The organism is Polaribacter sp. Hel1_85, from assembly GCF_000766795.1.
Taxonomy (GTDB): Bacteria; Bacteroidota; Bacteroidia; order Flavobacteriales; family Flavobacteriaceae; genus Polaribacter.
The window spans coordinates 584,694-607,930 of record NZ_JPDS01000003.1 but is presented as its reverse complement, the minus strand read 5'-3'; the positions used below and the strand labels follow the sequence as shown (position 1 = coordinate 607,930).

The 23,237-nt window shown below is 30.6% G+C and carries 16 protein-coding genes; 11 read left to right on the top strand and 5 right to left on the bottom strand.

Annotated elements, in window-relative coordinates:
* The first annotated feature begins 56 nt into the window (after positions 1-56).
* Positions 57-1,931, top strand: coding sequence for a S8 family serine peptidase (locus PHEL85_RS16210; RefSeq protein ID WP_036827581.1), 1,875 nt, complete (start codon positions 57-59; stop codon positions 1,929-1,931).
* Positions 1,932-2,193: 262 nt separating this feature from the next.
* Here the strand turns inward: PHEL85_RS16210 and thrC are convergent, their stop codons facing one another.
* The 4 genes from thrC to PHEL85_RS16190 all read right to left on the bottom strand — a co-directional run bounded on the left by thrC (position 2,194) and on the right by PHEL85_RS16190 (position 8,947).
* Entirely contained in the window at positions 2,194-3,477 is a 1,284-nt protein-coding gene (thrC, locus tag PHEL85_RS16205; RefSeq protein WP_036827579.1) for a threonine synthase, read from the bottom strand.
* A 79-nt stretch (positions 3,478-3,556) separates the two neighbouring features.
* Positions 3,557-4,477: a homoserine kinase gene (locus PHEL85_RS16200; RefSeq protein WP_036827576.1), complete on the bottom strand. Its 921-nt coding sequence runs from the start codon at positions 4,475-4,477 to the stop codon at positions 3,557-3,559.
* A gap of 153 nt (positions 4,478-4,630) precedes the next feature.
* Positions 4,631-7,069 carry a bifunctional aspartate kinase/homoserine dehydrogenase I gene (gene thrA / locus PHEL85_RS16195; protein WP_036827573.1) on the bottom strand — a complete coding sequence of 813 codons (2,439 nt, stop codon included), beginning with the start codon at positions 7,067-7,069 and terminating at the stop codon, positions 4,631-4,633.
* Positions 7,070-7,387: 318 nt separating this feature from the next.
* Positions 7,388-8,947, bottom strand: coding sequence for a hypothetical protein (locus PHEL85_RS16190; RefSeq protein ID WP_036827571.1), 1,560 nt, complete (start codon positions 8,945-8,947; stop codon positions 7,388-7,390).
* 131 nt (positions 8,948-9,078) lie between these two features.
* Between PHEL85_RS16190 and PHEL85_RS16185 the strand changes: the two genes are divergently transcribed.
* From PHEL85_RS16185 to PHEL85_RS16150, 8 genes are all read left to right on the top strand, one after another.
* Complete coding sequence (locus PHEL85_RS16185) at positions 9,079-10,254, top strand: 2-isopropylmalate synthase (RefSeq protein WP_081965172.1); 1,176 nt, start codon at positions 9,079-9,081, stop codon at positions 10,252-10,254.
* Positions 10,255-10,364: 110 nt separating this feature from the next.
* Positions 10,365-11,486 carry a 3-isopropylmalate dehydrogenase gene (gene leuB, locus PHEL85_RS16180; protein ID WP_036827569.1) on the top strand — a complete coding sequence of 374 codons (1,122 nt, stop codon included), beginning with the start codon at positions 10,365-10,367 and terminating at the stop codon, positions 11,484-11,486.
* 352 nt (positions 11,487-11,838) lie between these two features.
* Complete coding sequence (gene ilvD / locus PHEL85_RS16175) at positions 11,839-13,515, top strand: dihydroxy-acid dehydratase (protein WP_036827566.1); 1,677 nt, start codon at positions 11,839-11,841, stop codon at positions 13,513-13,515.
* 12 nt (positions 13,516-13,527) lie between these two features.
* Positions 13,528-15,261 (top strand): biosynthetic-type acetolactate synthase large subunit, encoded by a 1,734-nt coding sequence (ilvB, locus tag PHEL85_RS16170; RefSeq protein ID WP_036827564.1) that lies wholly within the window; start codon positions 13,528-13,530, stop codon positions 15,259-15,261.
* A 1-nt stretch (position 15,262) separates the two neighbouring features.
* Positions 15,263-15,793 carry an acetolactate synthase small subunit gene (ilvN, locus tag PHEL85_RS16165; RefSeq protein ID WP_036827563.1) on the top strand — a complete coding sequence of 177 codons (531 nt, stop codon included), beginning with the start codon at positions 15,263-15,265 and terminating at the stop codon, positions 15,791-15,793.
* A gap of 10 nt (positions 15,794-15,803) precedes the next feature.
* Positions 15,804-17,279 carry a ketol-acid reductoisomerase gene (gene ilvC / locus PHEL85_RS16160; RefSeq protein WP_036827560.1) on the top strand — a complete coding sequence of 492 codons (1,476 nt, stop codon included), beginning with the start codon at positions 15,804-15,806 and terminating at the stop codon, positions 17,277-17,279.
* A 76-nt stretch (positions 17,280-17,355) separates the two neighbouring features.
* A complete protein-coding gene (ilvA, locus tag PHEL85_RS16155) occupies positions 17,356-18,618 on the top strand; it encodes a threonine ammonia-lyase (protein WP_036827557.1) in 1,263 nt (420 codons plus the stop codon).
* 183 nt (positions 18,619-18,801) lie between these two features.
* The gene (locus tag PHEL85_RS16150) at positions 18,802-20,394 is read left to right on the top strand and encodes an NADP-dependent glyceraldehyde-3-phosphate dehydrogenase (protein ID WP_036827554.1); all 1,593 of its coding nucleotides are present in this window, start codon (positions 18,802-18,804) and stop codon (positions 20,392-20,394) included.
* A gap of 88 nt (positions 20,395-20,482) precedes the next feature.
* On the opposite strand, the gene PHEL85_RS16145 is transcribed toward PHEL85_RS16150, so the two are convergent.
* Positions 20,483-21,310: a universal stress protein gene (locus tag PHEL85_RS16145; RefSeq protein ID WP_036827552.1), complete on the bottom strand. Its 828-nt coding sequence runs from the start codon at positions 21,308-21,310 to the stop codon at positions 20,483-20,485.
* A gap of 174 nt (positions 21,311-21,484) precedes the next feature.
* Between PHEL85_RS16145 and rimP the strand changes: the two genes are divergently transcribed.
* Complete coding sequence (rimP, locus tag PHEL85_RS16140; RefSeq protein WP_036827549.1) at positions 21,485-21,946, top strand: ribosome assembly cofactor RimP; 462 nt, start codon at positions 21,485-21,487, stop codon at positions 21,944-21,946.
* Between the two features lie 12 nt (positions 21,947-21,958).
* Entirely contained in the window at positions 21,959-23,215 is a 1,257-nt protein-coding gene (gene nusA, locus PHEL85_RS16135; RefSeq protein WP_036827547.1) for a transcription termination factor NusA, read from the top strand.
* Positions 23,216-23,237: the final 22 nt, after the last annotated feature.

The following is a 23,237-nucleotide window of genomic DNA, read 5'->3' as shown; positions in this document are numbered from 1 at the left end:
TTGATTAATCAATAAAAAAAATACTTTTAACAAATAATTTAAAACTATAAATATTTATGAAAAAAAATAACATCTTAGTTCTTGCTTTTTTTTTATCATTAGAACTGTTTTCTCAGAATGAAAAAGACAGAGAAATTATAATTAGTCATACAAATGTTGAAAAGCTCAATCAGATTTCAAAAGAATTCTTAGAGATACAAAATCAATTTAAGGATAAGAAAGTAGAACAAATCATCAGTACTAATAAAGGAGTTAAAAATTATTTTTCTCATTTTGATAAATCAGGAAGTCCAGTATATTATTCTTTAGAAAATGAAAGTTCTGCAGAATCTTCTAAAGTTGATCTTATTAGAACAGGGGGTAGTTCGGGATTAAATTTAAATGGTAGCGGTATTGAGTTTGGCTTATGGGATTTGGGATCTCCAAGAATTACGCATCAAGAATTCAATAACAATATTACAGTGGTTGATAATACAACTATTGCTTCGCATGCAACACATATTGCAGGAATATTAATAGCTTCAGGTGTAGTTTCTGAATCCAAAGGTATGGCACCTTCAGCAACTATTAAATCATATGATACAACAAATTGGATTTCTGAGGTACCAGCTTGGGCTGCCGCTGGAGGTTTAATATCAAGTCATTCCTATATTATAGCAAATCCTGGTACGAATTATGAGAAATACGGTATTTATAACCAATACTCACAATGGTGGGATGATATTTCTTATAATGCACCTTATTTAATTATGTGTACAGGAGCATCAAACAACGGTAATAAAGGCTATAATCCTGGAGGCTCTAGGTATGATTTACTTGCTAGTAATAAGCTGGGTAAAAATTCAATTGTTGTTGGGGCATCTTCAGATGTATTAAATTACACAGGGCCAGAATCGGTAGAACAAGCTTATTTTACGAGTTGGGGACCAACTGATGACTGGAGAATTAAACCCGATATCACTGCTGTTGGTGTTTCATCTTATTCTACAAGAGAAGCTAATGATTCAAATTATAGTTCAGGAAATGGGTGTTCATTTGCTGCACCTATTGTTTCTGGTGGATTAGCATTATTGCAACAACATTATTATGATAGCAACTCCGTTTATATGAAAGCTACAACTGCTAAAGCTTTAATTTTAAGCACTACTGATGAAGCGGGTGAATACGATGGTCCAGATTTTTCTAACGGATGGGGATTGTTTAATGCTTTTAAAGCTGCGGAGGTGATTACAAATAACGGTGCGTCTGCAATAATTTCGGAATTAACATTAAATCAAGATGATACCTACTCTGTAAAAATAAATGTAGATGGAACACAACCATTATCGGTAGCTATTTGCTGGAATGATCCAGCGGCTGAGCCTCTAAAGGATGAGCTTTATAACGATGCTACTCCAATGTTAATAAATGATCTAGATGTAAGAGTTGTATCAGATACAGAAACATATTATCCGTGGATGATGCAGCCTAATAACGACCATAATAATTATACTGATGAAGCTTCTAAAGGTGATAATTATAGAGATAATGTCGAAATAATTAATGTTAAAAATATTAATGCAGGACAATATACTGTAAACGTTAGTCATAAAGGGACATTAAAAGATGGCTTACAGGATTTTTCATTAGTTATTAATGGAGTGAAATTAGAAAGTCTTTCAATTTCAGAATTTGATAATGAAAAAGAAAATATTTTTATTTTTCCAAACCCAGTAAATGACGTATTGAAAATTAAATTTGACTCCAGTAAGTTTCAGGATATAAAAATTAGTATTTATAATGTTCTTGGAAAAAAACAAATAGAAGCTAAATCTTATAATCAAAATACTATGGAATTAGACGTTAGTTCTTTCTCAAAAGGAGTTTATATATTAAAGATTCATGATGATAAAGGTAATGTTGTTTCTTCTAAAAAGATTCTTATCAATTAAGACATAGACAAGTTAGTATCCTAATTTTTACACAAATTACGGATGCTAACTTGTCTCCTTTTCGAAGTTGATAGATACGTTAAGCTTTTTGCCATTGCAAAAATAGTTTTTTCATATCAAAGGTGTTTTTATTAAAAGTTCGGTATAAATGAAATTCTATTAAGTCATACAAAAAAAATGTATGGATTAAATTGAGTTTTTTGTTGTTAAAGCAGCATTAATTTTTCAATTTCACTTACTTTTATAAAAGGAACTTATTTTATTATTTCATCAAATAAGCTTTCAAATCTTCATAAGTTGAAGCTTTAAAAGCTACTTTAGTATTATTGATTACTTTTTTAATTTGTGCTGGAATTTCAACTTTTACCGTTAAAGTTTCTTCTACAACATCTAAAAACTTCACTGGATGTGCAGTTTCTAGAAAAACGCCAAATTCGTTTTCTTTTAATCCATGTTTTTTTAAACCTAAATAACCAACAGCTCCATGAGGATCTGCGATATAACCAGAGTTATTGTAGATTTCTTTCATTGTTTCGCGAGTTTCATCATCTGAAAAACTATAAGAAGAAAAAGCGCTTTTAAGAGCTTCTAAATCATTATTAAATAATTCTTGTATTCTGATAAAATTACTTGGGTTACCCACATCCATTGCGTTAGAAATGGTTGCTTTAGAGGGTTTTGGTTTGTAAACTCCATCTACTAAATAATTAGGAACGGTATCATTTACATTTGTAGATGCTACAAAGTGTTTAATAGGTAAACCTAATTTTTGTGCCATGATTCCTGCACAAATATTTCCGAAGTTTCCACTAGGAACAGAAAAAATTAAATCTTTATGTTTTTTGTGTAATTCTTTATAGGCAAAGAAAAAGTAGAACATTTGTGGTAACCAACGTGCAACATTTATAGAATTTGCAGAGGTTAATGTTTTCGTAATTTCTTCATCTAAAAAAGCAGTTTTTACCATTTCTTGGCAATCATCAAAAACACCATCAACTTCTAGCGCAGTAATATTTTGTCCTAGAGTTGTTAATTGCTTTTCTTGAATATCACTTACTTTTCCTGAAGGATATAAAATAACAACATTTACACCTTTTGCACCTAAAAATCCGTTTGCTACTGCTCCTCCTGTATCTCCAGAAGTTGCTACTAAAACTGTAACTTCATCATCATTACCTTTATTGAAATACTCTAAACATTGTGCCATAAATTTTGCGCCAACATCTTTAAAAGCCATTGTTGGTCCGTGAAACAATTCTAGAGAAGCAATATTGTCATCAACCTTTACCAAAGGAAAATCGAAAGAAACTGTTTTTGCAACAATCTCTTTTAATTTTTCTGCAGGAATTTCATCTCCTACAAATTGTTTTATTACTTCGTAAGCAATTTCATGATTCGAATAATCAGAAATATTTTCGATAAATTCTTTTGTTAGTTGCTGAATGTTGTCTGGAAAATAAATTCCTCTATCTTTAGCTAAACCTTGTACAACTGCGTTTTTAAAAGTTGATTTAGGTGATTTATGATGTAAACTGTAATAGTTCATTTTTTTTGGTTTTTGGTTTGTCAGGTCGAGCACAGTCGAGATCTAAATAAGACCTCTCGACTGCGCTCGAGGAGACATTCTATAATATTTTTATTCCTTCGTGATTCACTTTCGAAATAAACATTTCAAAATCAATTCCTGTGTTTTTATAACTTTCTTCTATGCTTTTGTATACTTCATTTGCAACTTCATCTCCTTTACAAAGTGCAAAAATTGTTGGGCCAGAACCACTAATTCCTGCACCTAAAGCTCCAGCTTTTGTAGCAGCGTTCTTTACATCATCAAAGTGTGGAATTAATGTTTTACGAACTGGTTCTACAATAATATCCACTAAAGAATTTTTTATCAATTCGTAATTACCAGCATATAAACCAGCAATTAATCCCCCCACATTTGCCCATTGAGTAACTGCATCTTTTAGTGCAATTTCTGTAGGTAAAACTTCTCTTGCATCTTTTGTTTTAACTTCTACTTGCGGATGAATTGCAACAACTCTTAATTCGCTAGGAATTGGTAGTTTTATAATTTCTAATGGATTGTAACTTCTTACTAAAACAAAACCACCATAAACTGCAGCAGAAACATTGTCTGCAATCGGAGTTCCACAAGCTACTTCTTCACCAAACATGGCAAATTTTGTCAATTCTAAATCAGAATAAATATTTCCTAATAATTGGTTTGCGCCAAAAGCAGCACCTGCAGCACTAGCAGCAGAACTACCTAAACCACTTCCTGGAGAAAAACCCTTGTGAATTGTAAGTTCAACACCAAAATCAGCATTTGCTTCATTCAATATTTTTTTAACAACTGCACTTGCTGCATTTTCATCAACATCATATGTTAAATCTGCACCCGTAATATTGGTTATTTTAACACCCTTTTCAGTTGTTTTTGTAAACGTCATTTCATCTCCAATCGCATCAACAGCAAAACCTAGAGAATCGAATCCACAAGAAACATTAGCAACAGTTGCAGGAGCAAATATTTTTAAATAATCCATAATTTCAGTTTGCAGTATTCAGTTTCAGTTTGCAGTCAGTTGTTAACTGAAAACTGAATACTCATTTTATTTATTTTTTTAGTTTATCAATTTCAGAAATAATTTTCAGTCAGTTAATTACTGAAAACTGCTACTGCTAACTGAATACTCACCTTATTGATTAGCAATTCTAATTACATCCGCAAAAATACCAGAAGCTGTAACATCTGCACCAGCACCAGCTCCTTTTATTAATAAAGGATTTTCTGGATATCTATCTGTAAAAAACAATACAATATTATCACTTCCTTCTAAATTATAAAAAGGATGATCTGCAGGAATATGTTGTAAACCAACATTTGCTTTTCCATCAATAAATTCTGCAACATATTTTAAACGACAATCTTTGTCATAAGCTTTTTTATATATTTGTTGAAAATGAGCTTCGTTTTTTGTTAAGGATTCGTAAAAATCATCATTATTATCAGTTTTTAAACTGTCTTCAGGTAAAAAAGCATTGTTAGCAATGTCTTCTAATTCCATTTGATAACCACTTTCTCTGGCTAAAATTAAAATTTTACGAGCAACATCAACACCACTTAAATCAATTTTAGGATCTGGCTCTGTATATCCTTCTTTTTGAGCTGCAGCAACAACATCATGAAAAGTAGAATCTTCATCAAAATTATTGAAAACAAAATTTAAACTCCCAGACAAAACAGCCTGAATTTTGTTTACTCTATCTCCAGAATTGATTAAGTTTTTAAGTGTATCAATAATTGGTAAACCTGCACCAACATTAGTTTCAAATAAGAAAGAAGCGTTGTATTTTCTAGAAACTTCTTTTAAAGTTTTATAATTATCAAAGCTAGATGCACAAGCAATTTTATTACAAGTTACTACAGAAATACTATCTCTTAAATATTTTTCATAGATTTCAGAAACTTGCTGATTTGCAGTGTTGTCTACAAAAACACTATTTCTATGATTTGCTTCTTTTACTTTTTTGTGAAAACTATCTAAAGTTGTTGGTTCTCCGTTTTCTAATGCTTCTTTCCAGTTATCTAAGTCGATTCCACTGTTATTAAAAGCCATTTTTCTAGAGTTCGCAATTCCAATAACTCTAATTTTTAATTTTAGGTTTTCTTTTAAGAATTCCTTTTGTTGTTGTAGTTGCGCTAAAAATCGCTCACCAACATTACCAACACCAGTTACAAATAAATTTAACTGTTTTTTTCTTTCTTCAAAAAACTGCTCGTGTAAAATATTTAAAGCTTTTTTTGCATCATATTTATTGATAACAGCAGAAATGTTTTTTTCTGATGAACCTTGTGCAATTGCTCTAACATTTACATTATTTCTACCTAAAGCAGCAAACATTTGTCCGCTTAAACCTTGGTAGTTTTTCATGCTTTCGCCAACAACAGCAATAATTGCTAAATCACTTTCAATAATAATTGGCTTTATTTTTTTCTTGCCTATTTCTATGTTAAAAGTTTCGTCTAAAAGCTCTTTTGCTTTTAAAGCATCATTTTCATAAACACCTACACAAATTGAATGTTCTGATGAAGCCTGTGTTATAAAAACAACATTTATTTTAGCTACAGAAAGTGTTTCAAACAAACGTTTAGAAAAACCAGGAATTCCAATCATTCCTCCACCTTCTAAAGTAATTAAGCTGATGTCTTCTATGTGAGAAATACCTTTAACTTCATTTCCGTTTTTAGGATGCTTACAGATTAAAGTTCCAGCACTTTTTGGCTCAAAAGTATTTTTAATTCTGATTGGTATTTCTTTTCTTAATGCAGGTTGAATTGTTGGTGGATACAAAACTTTTGCTCCAAAATGAGACAATTCCATTGCTTCTTCATAAGAAATTTCTGAAATAGGATACGCTTGTTTTACAACCCTTGGGTTTGCAGTAAACATACCACTAACGTCTGTCCAGATTTGTAATTCATCAGCATTTAAAGCTGCAGCATAAATGGAAGCAGTAAAATCAGATCCACCTCTTCCAAGAGTAGTTGTTTCTTTATCAAGATTAGAAGAAATAAATCCACCTAAAAGTGTAACTTGATGTTTGTTTTCTTCGAAAAAAGAAGTGATATTTTTATTAGTAGCTTTAAAATTTACCTGAGCATTTAAATACTCATTATTTGTAATAATTAAGTCTCTACTTTCTTTATGAGTAGCATCGAACAATTCTTTTGCAGCATTAGCAATAATGTATGAAGAAAGTCTTTCTCCAACACTCGAAACTTTTGCTAAGGTTTTATCTGATAATTCTTGTAATAAAAAGATGCCTTCATATATAGAGATTAGTCTCTCAAATAAAGCAGCAACTTCTTCAGCAACTTCTTGTTTATTTTTAACAACTAAATCGTCTATAACATTAAAATGCAATTCTTTTATATTTTTAATAATTTCTTTTGCTTTATTAATATCTATTAAAGCTTCATTTGCACCTGCTAAAAGATTGTTAGTCGTTTTTCCAAAAGCAGAAACGACTACTGCAACTTTTTGATTTTTAGACGCTGCCTCTACAATTGCTAAGACTTTTTGTATTTTTTCTGAACTTGCGACAGATGAACCGCCAAATTTTAATACTTTCATTTTGAATGAATAGTTTGTGTAATTTAATTTTTTATTGAGTTTGTTTCTGTGTTGTTAGAAACAATATATAACCTAAGGTGATATGAATATAGCAGAACCCCTAAAGGGTAATCGTTGTAATTGTGCGAGTAATTGTGCGCATAGAAGTACAAACTACACTTGTAGTTTTTGAAGAATTAATATGTGTATTAGATACATTCACAAAGCAAAAATAGTAGTATTATTTAATTTTTAGCCTTTCAATTGTGATTATTTCGTGATTTTAACTGATTTATGCAGAATTATTAAAAATATCCTATTTCAAATGTTGTTTTACTATTATTTAGCAAGTTGATTTGTCTTTTCTTTAATTATTAAAGCAATAGGTTTATTTTGAATTTTACTCTCTAGCCAAGATAAAATATCTAAATATAAAAAAGCTCTTTTTTCATACGGATGATTTTCGAATACTTTTAATTTAGCATGAATTTTTTTGAATTCATTCTTAATTTCATGCGGAAAAACATCACTCAAGTCTCTAATAGAAGTTAAGAAAACCTTTTGGACTTCTTGTAGGTTTTCCATTTTTAGTAAGAATTTGTAGGTGTCTACAAACTGTCTTTCTAAGTCGTAATCTAAACCACATTCATAATGTGCAATTAAATTTAAAATTCGAGCAAAACATTGTAAATCCTCAGCAGAACCTATGTTTTTAGAGCGAATTATTTTTTGCAAATAGGCAATACATAATTTGTTTTTACCCATTCCAAAATATAGACACGCAATCTTATAATATAACAAGACAATATAATGATTGTCTAATCTGTTTTTATATTTATCAATTTTAGTATTGATAATATCAACCAAATATTCACCTTTTTCAAAAGAACCTTCTAAGAAATGTAAATGCAATTTGTTAGAATAAAAGTATAAGAATATCAATAACTCTGTATTGGTATTCATTGGTATTTCTTTTTTGTCTATTTCAGACTCAAAAAAGTTTAATTCCTCTTTAAAAGTAGAAACTTTTTTTACTAAAAAAGAAGCTTCTAGTAAGTAATTTTTAGATTTTAAATAGAAAACAGGATGTATGTTTATTAATTTTTGGCTATCAAATAAATCTACACATTTTTTAGCATATTTATAGCTTAATAAGAAATCTTGTATTAAAAAACTGTGCCATAAATGAGCCTTAAATAACCATAATTTTTCTCTGAAACCTAAAGTTTTATAATCATATTTAGGCATTCTATCGTTAAAGTATTTGTCAACAAATTTAAGTTCTTCTTTATTTTTTACATAGCCGTTTTGTATTAAGTGACTATATAGTTGAAGAGATAAGTTGGAAAGTTTACTAGCAATAACATTGTCTTGACTTAATTCTTTTGCTTGAATAGAAAGTTGATTTGCTCTGGTGCTTAAGCTTCTTGTAATGTATTGTGTTTCAATTACTTTTTCTAGCTCAACAATTTCGTAAGCAATGTTTTTTTCTTCATTATCCAAAGCCATGTTTTTAGCTTTTTCTAATAATTTTAAACTTTGTTTGTATAATCCTTTTTGATATAAAACAGTTGCAAAATCTAATTGCTCTCTAATTTGAATTCGCACATTTTTATGTGCAGGATTCAATCGTAAACTAATTAAAATTTGTTTGTATAGATGTGCTTTTAAATTTGAGAGTTGTTGTTTAGAAACAATTCCACTTCCAATAATTACCTTTTCATCATAAACTTTTAGTTTTTCTAAAAATTTAAATAAAGAAAAAAACTTAGCATCGATGTTTCCACCTAATCTACCTACATATAAATTAAATTGTCTCTTTTCTGATTTAGTTAATGACTTAATTAAAACAAAAAGAGCATCATTTTGTTGATTGGCTGATGTAACACTTTTGCTCATAAAAAACTGATAATTAAATACTTATGTTTTTGTAAATGATATTAGGAATCGTACTGTTTGGTAAAAATAACTATTTATTTTAAGTTCAATATATACATTTGAGATTAAATAAGATAATCTTAACAAAAATTATGCAAGATAATAAAGTTCAAATTTTTGACACGACATTAAGAGATGGAGAACAAGTTCCTGGATGTAAGTTAGATACAACTCAGAAACTAGTAATTGCTGAAAGGTTAGATTTATTAGGTGTAAATGTAATTGAAGCAGGTTTTCCGGTTTCTAGTCCTGGTGATTTTAATTCAGTTACCCAAATATCAAAAATTGTAAAAAATGCAACAGTTTGTGGTTTAACTAGAGCTGTAGAAAATGATATTAAAGTTGCTGCAGAAGCACTTAAATATGCAAATTATCCAAGAATCCATACAGGTATAGGTACAAGTGATTCTCATATAAAATTCAAATTTAATTCGTCTAGAGAAGCTGTTATAGAAAGAGCTATAAAAGCAGTTTCTTATGCAAAATCTTTTGTAGAAGATGTAGAGTTTTATGCAGAAGATGCTGGTAGAACAGATAATGAATATTTAGCAAGAGTTTGCGAAGCTGTTATAAAAGCAGGAGCAACTGTATTAAATATTCCAGATACAACAGGATATTGTTTGCCAGAAGAATATGGAGCAAAAATGAAATATTTACGTGAAAACGTAAAAGGTATAGAAAATGTAATTCTTTCTTGTCACTGTCATAACGATTTAGGAATGGCAACTGCAAATTCAATTGCAGGTGTAATTAATGGAGCGCGTCAAATAGAGTGTACTATTAATGGTATTGGAGAAAGAGCAGGAAACACAGCTTTAGAAGAAGTTGTTATGGTGTTAAAACAACATCCGTATTTAAATTTAGAAACAAGTATCAATACAAAACTATTATACGATACAAGTATAATGGTTCGTGAAAGTATGGGAATGCCTGTACAACCAAATAAAGCAATTGTTGGTGCAAATGCTTTTGCGCATAGTTCTGGAATTCATCAAGATGGAGTAATAAAAAACAGAGAAACATACGAAATTATGGATCCTGAAGATGTTGGTGTTACAGAAAGTGCAATTGTTTTAACTGCAAGAAGTGGTAGAGCAGCATTAGCTTACAGAGCAAAAAAGATAGGTTACGAATTAACCAAAGTACAATTAGATATTGCGTATGATGCTTTCTTAGAAACTGCAGATAAGCAAAAAGAGGTTAAAGACGAGGATATTCATAATATTATGAAGGAAGTTAGTAAAACATCTAAAGTAGCAACGTCTTAAAAAATATATAGCAAACTTTGTCTTCAATGGTAGTTGAGAATTTTAAGCCAACTATTTAAAATAATCAACTACCTTTGATAACAGAATAAGTTTGAGTTTATAATATTAGTATGAAGTACACAATTGCAGTTATTCCAGGAGACGGTATTGGACCAGAAGTAACAAATCAAGCAAAAAAAGCGTTAGAAGCTGTTGCTGAAGTTTATGATCATATTTTTTTATATAAAGAAGCTCAAATGGGAGCTTGTGCAATTGAGCAAACAGGAGATCCTTTACCAAAAGAAACCATTGAAACTTGTAAAAATGCAGATGCAATTTTATTCGGAGCAATTGGAGAACTAAAATATGATAACGATCCAACTTTAAAAATAAGACCAGAACAAGGACTTTTACGTTTAAGACAAGAGTTAGAATTATTTTGTAACATCAGACCTGTAAAGGCATATCCTAAATTAGTAAAAAACTCTCCGCTTAAAAAGGAAATCATTTCAGGTACAAATATTGCTATTTATAGAGAATTATCTGGAGGAATTTATTTTGGAAAAAAAGAACTAAGTAAAGATGGAAAATCTGCTTATGATGTGTGTTCTTATACAGAAGAAGAAATTTCTAGAATAACCCATTTAGCCTTTAAAGCAGCACAAGAAAGAAAGAAAAAAGTAACTTTAATTGATAAAGCAAATGTTTTAGAAACTTCACGTTTATGGAGAAAAACAGTTGCAAAAATAGCAAAACAATATAAAAACGTAACGTTAGATTTTATGTTTGTAGACAATGCAGCAATGCAAATTGTTTTAAATCCTAAACAGTTTGATGTTATTCTAACAGAAAACCTTTTTGGAGATGTTATTTCTGATGTAGCTTGCGTAATCGGAGGTTCTATAGGAATACTTGCATCAAGTTCAATTGGTGAAAAAAACGCATTATTTGAGCCAATTCACGGTTCTTATCCTCAAGCAGCAGGAAAAGACATTGCAAATCCTTTAGCATCCATTTTATCAGCAGCTATGATGTTAGAACATTTAGGCTTGCACGACGAAGCAGATGCAATACAAAGAGCAGTAGAAAAATCGTTAGATTTAGGTATTGTAACTCAAGATTTAAAAGGTAAAAATCAGTACTCAGCTTCTACTGCAAAAGTGGGTGATTTTATTGCAGATTATATTGCCAATCAAGAAGATAGCAATATGAATTTTAGAAACATTTATATGGGGCAAAGTACTATAATTTAAAAAAGTAAGAATTTACTTGGATAAATAAAATTATTTTCTAAATATTTGTTGAGAATATGAACAATCAATTATTAAATATTATTTCTATTATCATAGTCATCGTAATTATTACGGCATGATAGGGAAGTGATATTTATAATATATTTTTAAATAAAACCTTCCTGTAAATTGGAGGGTTTTTTTATGAAATTATTTTAGGGATTGAATGTCATAATAAAAATAATTTAAGTAACTGTAAATCAATTAAATAAATTGTTTTTTTAACACCTGAATTTAAAGAATAGTATTGAGTTTTATTCAATGAAAATAGAGAAACATAGTAATTTAGTCAACAAATAGAACAAAATAGTAGATGAAACTAAACAAACACAGCAGCAGATTAACACAAGATGAATCTCAGCCAGCATCACAAGCAATGTTGTATGCAGTAGGTTTAACTGATGAAGACATGCAAAAAGCACAAGTTGGTATTGCAAGTACTGGTTATGATGGTAACCCTTGTAATATGCATTTAAACAATTTGGCTGCAGAACTCAAAGTGGAAAGCAAAATTGCGGGTTTAGTCGGTTTAGGATTCAATACAATTGGAGTTTCAGATGGTATTTCTATGGGAACTTCTGGTATGAATTATTCATTAGCTTCAAGAGATATTATTGCAGATTCTATAGAAACTGTAATGAATGCTCAAAGTTATGATGCTTTAGTTTCTGTTGTTGGTTGTGATAAAAATATGCCTGGAGCAGTAATAGCAATGTTACGTTTAAATCGTCCATCAATTATGATGTATGGAGGAACAATTGCATCAGGAAATTACAAAGGAAAAAAATTAAATATTGTTTCTGCATTTGAGGCTTTAGGTCAAAAAGTAGCGGGAGAAATAGAAGAAGATGAATATAGAGAAATTATAAAAAGAGCAATTCCAGGAGCTGGAGCGTGTGGAGGTATGTATACTGCAAACACAATGGCTTCAGCAATAGAATGTATGGGATTTGCATTGCCTTATAATTCATCAATTCCTGCAGAAAATCCTAATAAATTATCAGAAGCAGAAAGAACAGCTTTAGCAATTAAAAATTTATTAGAATTAGATTTAAAACCTTTAGATATCATTTCTAAAAAATCTTTAGAAAATGCAATCGCATTAGTAAATGCTTTAGGAGGATCTACAAATGCTGTGTTGCACTTTTTAGCAATTGCACACGCTGCAGATATTGAGTTTACATTAGAAGATTTTCAAAAAGTTTCTGATAGAACTCCATTAATTGCAGATTTAAAACCATCGGGTAAATACTTAATGGAAGATGTTCATGGAGTTGGAGGTACGCCTGCAATTATGAAATATTTATTACAAGAAGGTTATTTACATGGAGATTGTATGACTGTTACTGGTAAAACATTGGCTGAAAATTTAGCAGATGTAGAAGCGATGGAGTTTGATGATCAAGATGTAATATATCCAAAAGATAAAGCATTAAAATCTTCAGGAAATATTCAAATAATTTATGGAAATCTTGCAACAGAAGGTGCTGTAGCAAAAATTTCTGGAAATGAAGGTTTACTTTTTGAAGGAAAAGCAGTGGTTTACGATGGTGAACAAGCTGCAAATACAGGTATTTCAAATGGAGAAGTAGAAAGAGGAGATGTAGTCGTCATTAGGTATGTTGGACCTAAAGGAGGACCAGGAATGCCAGAAATGTTAAAACCAACTTCTTTAATTATGGGTGCAGGTTTAGGGAAATCTGTAGCTTTAATTACAGATGGTCGTTTTTCTGGAGGAACGCATGGTTTTGTGGTTGGACATATTACACCAGAAGCTCAATCTGGAGGAGCAATAGGGCTTTTAGAAACAGGAGATAGAATTAGAATTAGTGCAGAAGACAATTCAATAAATGTTTTAATTTCTGATGAAGAATTAGCAGCAAGAAAAGCAAATTGGGTTGCACCAGCATTAAAACATACAAAAGGAATTTTATACAAATATGCAAAATCAGTAGCATCAGCATCTAAAGGATGTGTTACAGATGCTTAATAATATATAAATATGGAAACACAAACCATAAAAAACAAAGAAACTTCAACAAAAGTTACAGAAAAAATTTCTGGTAGCGAAGCAATTGTAAGATGCTTAATTGAAGAAGATGTAAATATAATTTACGGTTATCCTGGTGGAGCAATTATGCCAGTTTATGATGAATTATACAAATATCAAGATAAAATTCATCACGTTTTAACACGTCATGAACAAGGAGCAACACATTCTGCACAAGGATTTGCAAGAATTTCAGGAAAAGTAGGTGTAGCAATAGCTACTTCTGGTCCAGGAGCAACAAATTTAATTACTGGTATTGCAGATGCACAGATAGATTCTACACCAATGGTGTGTATTACTGGTCAAGTTTTTTCTCATTTATTGGGGAGTGATGCTTTTCAAGAAACTGATATTGTTGGTATCTCTACACCAGTTACAAAATGGAATTATCAAGTAACGAAAGCTTCAGAAATACCAGAAGCAATAGCAAAAGCTTTTTATATTGCAAAAAGTGGTAGGCCAGGTCCTGTTTTAATAGATATTACAAAAGATGCACAAATAGAAGAATTTGATTTTTCTTATGAGAAGTGTACAAAAGTAAGGAGTTATAATCCAGTACCCAAAACAGATGTAGCTTCCTTAGAAGCTGCTGCAAAAATAATTAATGGAGCAAAAAAACCATTAATTGTTTGGGGACAAGGAGTGATTTTAAGTGAAGCAGAAGAAGTGTTTAAGGCAGTAATTGAAAAGGCAGGTATTCCTTCTGCTTGGACCATTTTAGGAGCTTCTGCAATTCCTACTTCTCATCCATTAAATATAGGTATGGTTGGTATGCATGGTAATTATGCACCAAACAAGTTAACTAATGAATGTGATGTTTTAATTGCAATAGGAATGCGTTTTGATGATCGTGTTACAGGTAGTTTATCAACTTATGCTAAACAAGCTAAGGTTATTCATTTTGAAATTGATCCTGCAGAAATAGATAAAAATGTAAAAACAGATATTGCTGTTTTAGGTGATGCAAAAGCAAGTTTAGAGCTGTTGTTACCTTTATTAAATGAAAATAAACATCCAGAGTGGCGTCAGAAATTTGCTGATTTATATGATATTGAATACGAAAAAGTAATTAAAAATGATTTATATCCTACAAAAGAAGGAATTACAATGGGTGAGGTTTTAAAAGAAATCAATATTCAAAGTAAAGGAAATGCTGCAATTGTAAGTGATGTTGGTCAGCATCAAATGATTGCTTGTAGATATGCCGAATTTAATAAGACTAAAAGTAATATTACTTCTGGTGGTTTAGGTACAATGGGCTTTGGTTTACCTGCAGCAATTGGTGCAAAAATGGCAGCTCCAGATAGAGAAGTTGTTTCTATTTCTGGTGATGGAGGTTACCAAATGACAATTCAAGAATTAGGAACCATTTTTCAGCAAAAAGCAGCAGTAAAAGTAGTAGTTTTAAACAACGACTTTTTAGGAATGGTACGCCAATGGCAACAATTATTTTTTGACAAACGTTATGCATCAACAGAAATGGTTAATCCAAATTTTGTTGCAATTGCAGAAGGATATTATATAAGAGCTAAAAAGGTTACAAAAAGAGAAGAATTGGCAGATGCTGTTGCAGAAATGATGGCAAGTAAAGAAGCTTATTTTTTAGAAGTTTGTGTAGAGAAAGAAGATAATGTATTTCCTATGATTCCTACAGGAGCAAGTGTTTCAGATATAAGATTAGAATAATATGAGTACAGATAAACAACTATTTACAGTATCAATTTATACTGAAAACAATATTGGATTGTTGAATAGAATTTCAGCAATTTTCCAAAGAAGACATATAAATGTAGAGAGTATAAATACATCTCCATCAGAAATAGAAGGCGTTTCTAAATTTACGATTGTTGTAAACATGACAGAAGTAAATATTAAGAAAATTATTGGCCAAATAGAAAAACAAGTAGAAGTTATTAAAGCGTATTATCATGATGATGATGAAACAATTTATCAAATTTCTGGTTTGTTTAAAATTAAATCAGAATTGTTATTTGAAGAACGTCAGATTCAGAATATCATAAAAGAAAGTAACGCTAGAATTGTAACTGTAAATACAGACTTTTTTGTTCTTGAAAAATCAGGAAGAAAAGAAGAAATTGTAGAATTACATAATCAATTAAGTGAATTTGGAATTATGCAGTACACTCGTTCAGGGAGAATTGCTATTACCAAAGAAGAAATGAAAATATCAACATTACTAGAAACATACAACAACTAAATAAATAAAAATGTCAAATTATTTTAACACATTAACATTAAGAGAAAAATTAGAGCAGTTAGGAAAATGTCGTTTTATGGACGCTTCAGAATTTGAAGACGGAGTAGAAGCATTAGTAGGGAAGAAAATTGTTATTGTAGGTTGTGGAGCACAAGGTTTAAACCAAGGTTTAAATATGAGAGAATCTGGTTTAGATATTTCTTATACTTTAAGACAAGCTGCTATCGATCAAAAGAGACAGTCTTTCATCAATGCATCTTCAAATAATTTTGAAGTTGGTAGTTATGAAGAAATGTTACCAAGTGCAGATGTGGTAATCAATTTAACTCCAGATAAGCAACATACAAATGTTGTAAATGCAGTAATGCCTTTAATGAAAAAAGGAGCAACTTTATCTTATTCTCATGGTTTTAATATCGTAGAAGAAGGAATGAAAGTTCGTGAAGATTTAACGGTAATCATGGTGGCGCCAAAGTCTCCAGGATCTGAAGTTAGGGAAGAATATAAAAGAGGATTTGGTGTACCAACATTAATTGCGGTTCACCCAGAAAATGACCCACAAGGAAAAGGTTGGGCAGAAGCGAAAGCCTATGCAGTTGGAACTGGAGGAAACAGAGCAGGAGTTTTAGAATCTTCTTTTGTTGCTGAGGTAAAGTCTGATTTAATGGGAGAACAAACTATTTTATGTGGTTTGTTACAAACAGGAGCAATTTTATCTTTTGATAAAATGGTTGAAGAAGGAATTGAAGCTGGTTATGCTGCAAAATTAATTCAATATGGTTGGGAAACTGTAACTGAAGCTTTAAAGCATGGAGGAATCACTAACATGATGGACAGATTATCTAATCCTGCAAAAATTGAAGCTTTTAGATTGTCTGAAGAATTAAAAGATATTATGCGTCCATTGTTTCAAAAACATATGGATGATATTATGACAGGTCATTTCTCACAAACAATGATGGAAGACTGGGCTAATGATGATAAAAACTTATTAACTTGGAGGGCTGCAACAGGCGAAACTGCTTTTGAAAAACAAGTAATTACTACAGATGAAATTCCAGAACAAGAATATTTTGATCATGGAACTTTATTAGTAGCTTTTGTAAGAGCTGGTGTAGAATTGGCTTTTGAAGCAATGACAGAATCTGGAATTATTGATGCTTCTGCATACTATGAATCTTTACACGAAACGCCATTAATTGCAAACACAATTGCAAGAATGAAATTAGCAGAAATGAACCGTGTAATTTCTGATACTGCAGAATATGGTTGTTATTTATTTGATCATGCTTGTAAACCTTTATTAACTGATTTTATGAAAACAGTTTCTACAAATGTTATTGGTAAGCAATTCAGTACAGAAAACGGAGTTGATAACCAAGAGTTGATTAAAATTAACGCGATTATTAGAAATCATCCAGTAGAAATTGTTGGTACAAAATTAAGAACAGCGATGACAGCAATGAAAGTTGTAAAAACTGCTTAAGTGAAGTAAGTTTTTAAATTTGATAAAAACCTGTCTGATATCAAAATCTGACAGGTTTTCTTTTTATATTCGATCCATGCAAAAAAAGCAAATATATTACCCAAGTTTAGAAGATATAAAAGTAGCTGCTAAAAACTTAAAAGGAGTTATTTCTGAAACACCATTGAGTAAAAATTTTAATCTTTCAAAAGAATTGAAAGCTACTATTCTCTTTAAAAGAGAAGATTTACAAGTGGTTCGTTCTTATAAAATTAGAGGAGCTTACAATAAAATGTCTTCATTAAGCGATGATGAAAAACAAAGAGGAATTGTTTGTGCAAGTGCAGGAAATCATGCACAAGGTGTTGCTTTGTCTTGTAAATTATTGCAGATAAAAGGTACAATTTTTATGCCTTCTCCAACTCCAAATCAAAAAATTAACCAAGTAAAAATGTTTGGTGAGGATTTTATTGAAATTGTAATTGAAGGTGATACTTTTGATGATGCTTCTGATGCTGCAAAATTAGAATGTGATTCAAAGAATAAAACCTTTATTCATCCTTTTGATGATGAAAAAGTAATAGAAGGGCAAGCAACTGTTGGTTTAGAAATACTGCATCAAACTAAAGAAAAAATTGATTATGTTTTTGTGCCAATTGGAGGTGGAGGATTATCATCAGGGTTATCATCAGTTTTTAAATACCTATCACCAGAAACAAAAATAATAGGTGTTGAGCCAGAAGGAGCGCCCTCTATGCAAACATCCATCAGAAAAAATAAAAACACTTCTTTAGATAAAATTGATGCTTTTGTTGATGGAGCCGCAGTAAAAAAAGTAGGTGATTTAAACTTTGCTATTTGTCAACAAAATTTAGCTGAAGTAATTACAGTGTCTGAAGGAAAAATTTGTCAGACAATTTTAGATTTGTATAACAAAGATGCTATTGTGGTTGAACCTGCAGGTGCTTTAAGTATTGCTGTTTTAGATCAATATTCTGAAGAAATTAAAGGAAAAAATGTTGTTTGTATTGTAAGTGGAAGTAATAATGATATTACAAGAACGGCAGAGATTAAAGAGCGAGCTTTATTGCATGCAAATTTAAAACACTATTTTATTGTGAAGTTTCCCCAAAGAGCTGGAGCTTTAAAAGAATTTGTGGCTGAAATCTTAGGGCCAAATGATGATATTACTCATTTTGAATATACTAAGAAAAATAATAGAACAAATGGATCTGCTGTTGTTGGTTTAGAGCTAAAATCTTCTCGAGATTTAGAGCCATTAATAAAAAGAATGAAAGACAGTAATTTCTTTGGAGATTACCTAAATGATAAGCCAGATTTGTTTCAGTTTTTAGTGTAATATTCTTTTATTTCTTCATCAAAAATAACGAAAACCTCGAAATCCTTTTCGTGAATAAATGACCATTTAATTCTAATTAGAGAGGTAATTTAGTGTTATTTTTCGTTAATTTGGACTTAGTAATTTGAGTGAAATTAAATAATCAAACTCAGAATACTAGAGTTGTGATTTTAAAAATAAATTATGAAGAAACAATTTAAAGAGATTCCTGAAGCGTATAGAATTAATTCACTTTTACACCAAAAAACATATTTAGTAAGTGGTGAATTAAAAGAGTGGAAAGGTGATGTTGCTGAGGTTTATTCGACAATTTCATCAACAAAAGAATATAAACCGACTTTATTAGGAACTGTGCCAAATTTAGGTGAGAATGAAGCTTTAGAGGCTTTGAATTCTGCTTACAGAGCTTATGATAAAGGGCAAGGTTTGTGGCCAACCATGAGAGTTGTAGATAGAATTGAATGTATGGAAGAGTTTGCAGAGCAAATGAAAACCAAACGTGATGAGGTTGTAAAATTATTAATGTGGGAAATTGGAAAGTCTTTACCAGATTCTGAAAAAGAATTTGATAGAACTGTAGAGTATATTTATGACACCATTGAAGATTACAAACAAATGGATAGAAATTCTGCTAAGTTTGAAAAAAACAGCGGAGTTCATGCACATATTAGACGTGGGCCATTAGGTGTTGTTTTGTGTTTAGGACCTTATAATTATCCTTTAAACGAAACTTTTGCATTGTTGATTCCTGCTTTAATTATGGGAAATACAGCTATTTTTAAGCCAGCTAAACATGGAGTTCTTTTATTATCTCCATTAATGGAAGCTTTTCAAAATAGTTTTCCAGAAGGAGTTGTAAATGTAATTTATGGTAGAGGTCGTGTTTTGGCAACTCCTATTATGAAAACAGGTAAAGTAGATGTGTTAGCTTTAATTGGTAACAGTAAATCTGCAAATGCGATTCAGGCAAATCATCCTTTTAAAAATAGATTGCGTTTAGTATTAGGATTAGAAGCTAAAAACCCTGGAATTGTTTTACCAGATGCAGATTTAGATTTGGCAATAAATGAGTGTCTTTCTGGGGCAACTTCATTTAACGGACAACGTTGTACTGCCTTAAAAATATTATATGTTCATGAGCATATTGTAGATAAATTTAACAAACGATTTGCAGAAAGAATAGATGCTTTAAAATTTGGAAATCCTTGGGAAGATGGTGTAAAATTAACGCCTTTGCCAGAACCAGGAAAACCAGGTTATATTCAAGAATTAATTGATGATGCTACTGCAAAAGGAGCGAAAGTGATTAATAAAAAAGGAGGAGCAACTTCTGATAATTATATTTTTCCAGCAGTTTTATATCCTGTTTCTAAAGATATGAGGGTGTTTCAAGAAGAACAATTTGGCCCAGTCACACCAATTGTTTCTTTTAAGAATATTCAAGAACCTTTAGATGATATGGCAGAATCTAATTATGGGCAACAGGTAAGCGTTTTTGGTAGTGAAGTAAAAACTTTAGCGCCTTTAATTGATACGTTAGTGAATTTAGTTTGTAGAGTAAATTTAAATAGTGCAGCTCAAAGAGGACCAGATGTATATCCTTTTACAGGAAGAAAAGATTCTGCAGTTGCAACTTTAAGTGTGCATGATGCGTTACGTTCTTTTTCTATTAGAACTTTTGTGGCTTCTAAAGACACTCCTTATAATAATGCTATTTTAGAAGAATTATTAGATAAAAAAGCTTCTAACTTTATCAATACAGATTATCTATTGTAAGAAAATTAGAAATTTATATAAATTAAAAAACCTCCTTTTGGGAGGTTTTTTATTGTAATTTAATTTTTATTTTATAAGTTATCAAAATTTAGACTTTAATTGTAAACATAGGTTTTAATGCGTTTTTAGAGAGGTTTTTAGTAACGCTACCTGTAAATAAATGCGCTAAACCACTTCTACCATGAGTACTTAAGGCAATTAAATCGGCATTAATATCTTCAGAGAAATTTAGGATACCTTTCTCTACAGAGATATCGCTATACACGTTTATTTTGTGTCTAGGTAAATTAAAATCAGTAATAAATTCTTTAACATTCTTTTTAGTTTCAGACGTGGCTTGAAAATGTGCAGGTGTATTTACTTTTAATAAATGAATTTTACTGTCAAAAGTTTTTGCAAAGTCGACAAACTTACCAAACACTTCTTTGTTTTCTTCCTTAAAGTTAGAAGCGAACACAAGGTTTTTTAATTTAAATTTTTTACTATCTTTTTTGACAACAATAACGGGTCTTTTAGAGTTTCTTACTACTTTTTCTGTGTTAGAGCCAATAATCATTTCTTCAAGTTCAGAATGACCTTTAGATCCCATTATTATTATATCGGCATTAATTTTATCAGCATATTTTTGTATACCTTCATAGGGATTATTTAATTTTATAAAGTATTCAACATTTATATCTTCGCTAAATAGATTTTCTTTAAATCTTAATACTTTTTCTCTAATTTTCCTTAAATATAACATGCTTTCAGGAATGCTAAATTTACTACTAGCAGCCATGTCTATTACGCCCTTTGGAAGTTCAATTAAATGAATAAGGTAAACTGTTGCGTTTGTTTTTTTTGCAATTCTTGCTGCTACTTTAGAAGCATATTCAGATGTTTTTGAAAAATCTATAGGAACCAAAATTTTTTTCATCTTACAAAAATTAAAAGGTTAATATCAATATATCTAAAGTTACGAAAAATAATTGACTTAAACTTAGTTTGGTAAATCATAAACAATTCGTATATTTGCACCGAAATTTACAGTAAATGAAGAAGGAAGGGGACTAAGAGTCCCCTCTTTTTATACTTTATTTTAAGAGTTAAAATGGACCAAACCAAGGTAAGAGATTTAGTAGATGAAGCGCTATCGCTGAATGAATCATTGTATTTGATAGAATTAGAAATATCAGTAAATAATAAAATTCAGATTACAATAGATGGTGATAATGGAGTTCCATTAAGTGAGTGTATAAGAATTAGTAGAAGTGTAAATGATAATTTTGATAGAGAAGAAGAAGATTTCTCTTTAGAAGTTACTACACCAGATATTGCTCATCCACTAAAAGTAAATAGACAATATATTAAAAACATCAACAGAATACTAAAAGTAAAAACTTCAGAAAAAGAATTTGAAGGAACTTTGGTTGAAGCAGATGAAGATAAAATTGTTTTAAATTGGAAAGCAAGAGAGCCAAAGCCAATTGGTAAAGGAAAAGTTACTGTACAAAAAACAGCAACTTTAGCCTATAAAGATATTAAAGAAGCAAAAGTGAAGATTGTATTTTAAGCAAAAAATGTAATGGAGAATATAGCATTAATTGATTCGTTTTCAGAATTTAAAGATAATAAGAGTATAGACAGAGTAACATTAATGTCTATTTTAGAAGAGGTTTTTAGAGCTGCCTTAAAACGTAAATTTGGTTCTGATGATAATTTTGATATCATCATTAATCCAGATAAAGGAGATTTAGAAATTTGGAGAAATAGAATTGTAGTTGCAGATGGTTTTTCTGAAGATGATAATGAAGAGATTGAATTAGCTGAAGCAAGATTAATTGAGCCAGATTTTGAAATTGGTGAAGATGTATCTGAAGAAGTAAAATTAATAGATTTAGGAAGAAGAGCTATTTTAGCATTACGTCAGAACTTAATATCTAAAATTTACGAGCACGATAGTACTAATATCTTTAAGCATTTTAAAGAGTTAGAAGGCGATTTATACAGTGCAGAAGTACATCATATTCGTCACAATGCAATTATTTTATTAGATGATGATGGAAATGAAATTGTATTGCCAAAAAGTGAGCAAATTCGTTCAGACTTTTTTAGAAAAGGAGATTCTGTTAGAGGAGTTATAAAAACAGTAGAATTAAGAGGGAATAAACCAGCAATTATATTGTCTAGAACTTCTCCATTATTCTTAAATAAATTATTCGAACAAGAAATACCTGAAGTTTTTGATGGTTTAATTACTGTAGAAGGAGTTGCAAGAATACCTGGTGAAAAAGCAAAAGTAGCTGTAGATTCTTATGATGATAGAATAGATCCTGTTGGAGCTTGTGTAGGTGTAAAAGGATCAAGAATTCACGGTATTGTTCGTGAGTTAGGAAATGAGAATATAGATGTTATTAACTATACCAAAAATGAGCAATTATTCATTTCAAGAGCATTGAGTCCTGCTAAAGTGACATCAATGGAAATTGAAATGTATGAAGAAGAAAAAAATGGTAAAAAAGGACGTGTAAAAGTTCTTTTAAAACCAGAAGAAGTTTCTAAAGCAATTGGTAGAGGTGGTGTAAATATTCGTTTAGCAAGTGAGTTAACAGGTTACGAAATAGACGTTCAAAGAGAAGGTTTAGAAGAAGAAGATGTTGAGTTAACAGAATTTGTAGATGAAATTGAAGATTGGGTGATTACTGAATTCAAAAAGATTGGTTTAGATACTGCAAGAAGCGTATTAGAAACTAGTGTAGCAGAATTGGTAAAAAGAACCGATTTAGAAGAAGAAACAATTATGGACGTTCAAAGAATTTTGAAAGAGGAATTCGAGGACTAAGTATCGTTATAGTATAGAAGTA